The 2310-nt window shown below is 41.2% G+C and carries 2 pseudogenes; both read right to left on the bottom strand.

From position 1 onward, the window contains the following. Positions 1-629: 629 nt before the first annotated feature. A pseudogene (locus tag AC1DOS_RS19490) lies at positions 630-1403 on the bottom strand (aldehyde dehydrogenase family protein); the annotation flags it as partial. A 198-nt stretch (positions 1404-1601) separates the two neighbouring features. After that, positions 1602-2293 (bottom strand): annotated as a pseudogene (locus tag AC1DOS_RS19485) (SDR family NAD(P)-dependent oxidoreductase). Positions 2294-2310: the final 17 nt, after the last annotated feature.

Raw genomic sequence — 2310 nt, 5'->3', positions numbered from 1 at the left:
TTGCAAAGTATTAGTACTCAACAAATCAAACCTTATACGGAAACAGCAATAATAAAGAGCCATAAAGGCAGGGTAAAATAACTCCGTTAAAGCAATTATCTTGAGGTGAAAATATTCTAATCAAATCCAGCGGAAACGCTTGTAATCGCGCGTTAATCAATTGAATGCACTTTCGTTAATTATGTTATAAAAGAAAGGACTTATGGCTGGCATGATGTTCTAAAAACAAGTAAGGAATTAAAGTGTAGTTTCAATTCAGCTAATTGGAGAAACTACTACCACGAGTGACCAACAAATGTTACCACGAATTAGTAATTCCTTATAGTTTTTCATAGTCCTTATTATAATAAAACCCCTGTTTTAAGAGACTCAAAACGCTCCATTACTTCCTATTAAATATAGAAACATAATCAGAACATCTGTACACCCATGGGAACGCGATATATTTTCTTAGTCTAGTCCTTTTCATCTACTTTTTGCTGGTCATTACTATCAAGAAAGAACATGTTTCCTCTACTTCGATTCCGCTCGGATCAAATAAAACTAATTTCATAACAGTTAGACCGAATAAATTCAATAATAGCCAAAAGGTTTAAAAGATTCTGTTAAACCTAACCCTTTGTACTACCTTAATATTTCAGCGCCACGTTTTTTACTTGAGTATAATTCCGCAGTGCCTCTAGCCCTTTTTCCCGGCCAAAGCCGCTTTTTTTGTATCCACCGAATGGCTGGGCGATGCCACCGCCTGCTCCATAGTGGTTGATGAATACTTGACCGCATTGGAGTTGGCTGGCAACACGGTGAGCACGGCCGACGTTTTCAGTCCATACGCCTGCAACGAGGCCGTACGGTGTGCCATTGGCAATTTCAATTGCTTCTTCTTCTGTTTCGAAGGTGGTAACTGTCAATACAGGACCAAAGATTTCCTCCTGTGCAAGGTGATGACTTGCAGGGACGCTATCTAAAATGGTTGGCTGCAAATAGTAGCCTGATTCAGAACCCTCTACTAATATACGTTCTCCTCCTGTTGCAATTCTAATTCCGTCTTGCTTTGCCAGATCAATAAAGCTTTTAATACGCTCAAATTGCTTTTTCGATAGCACCGGTCCTAGATCATGATTATCAATTCCAGAGCCGATCGACAGTTTATCCATCATGGCTGCAAGCTCGCCTACAAAAGCCTCCTTAATTGACTTTTCAATTACCAAGCGGGATCCCGCAGAACAAGTCTGACCTGCATTTTGCACGATAGACTTAAGAACCCACTCAAGAGCCTGCTCCTCATTACAATCAGCAAAGACGATATTCGGCGACTTTCCGCCAAGCTCAAGGGTAACGGGAACTATATTTTTTGCTGCCGACTCCATGACTCTTTTCCCCGTCTCTACCGAACCTGTAAATGTCTTCCACTCTGTTGAAAGAAATGCTTTTTTGGCTGCTGTTACAGCAAGGTCGATTTCTTCTTTATCCCCTCTTGGAACAAAAGCTAAAACAGAGCCGTCCCCTGGATTCTTCACTTCTATTAATCTCTCTTTTTGCGGGACCTTCCATTCTCCGCCTATGAAACATCCTTGAACTTGCACATCGACTAATTTCAATTTTTATATCCCCCTTCCGCCATCCACATTTAAAACAGAACCTGTTACAATGGCAGCTTCCTTCGAACATAGATACACTAGAGAATTGGCAATATCAATCGGTTTAATTAACCTTCCCAATGGAACACTTTTCTTGAAAATAGAATCCTTCGTTGCTTCAACATCTGCTTCTTTCGCTGAAAATTGCGCTAGCATATTCGTATCTGCTGGACCTGGATTCACCACATTTACCCGGATTCCATACTCGGCTAATTCAATGGCCAATGCTTGCGAAAAAGAAACGGTGGCTCCTTTTGAAGCGATATAAGCATTCAATCCAGGACGAGGTCTCACCATGGATATTGAAGCAATATTTACAATGACTCCATTGCCTTGTTTTTTCATATAAGGTACGGCTGCACGGCATGTTAAAAATGGAGCTGTTGAGTTTACGCGCATAATTTTCTCCCAATCCTCCAAGCTAACTTCCTCGATTGGTGTTGCCGACTGTGCGATGCCCGCAATATTAACGAGCCGTCTATGCGCTCAAATTTCTCATTTGTAGCTGAAAAAACCTTCTCAACATCCTCTTCCTTTGTTAAATCAGCTGCAATTGGCAAAAAACGATCGCTTTCCTCTACACCGTCAACATTTAGATCAACAGCTGCGACAAAAGCTCCTTCTTCTAAAAATCGTTTCACTGTTTCTTTTCCCATTCCGCCCTGTGCACCTG

Source organism: Paenisporosarcina sp. P5_A11, from assembly GCF_056400705.1.
The sequence above is the reverse complement of the archived record's forward strand: the minus strand, read 5'-3'. Positions and strand labels throughout refer to the sequence as shown.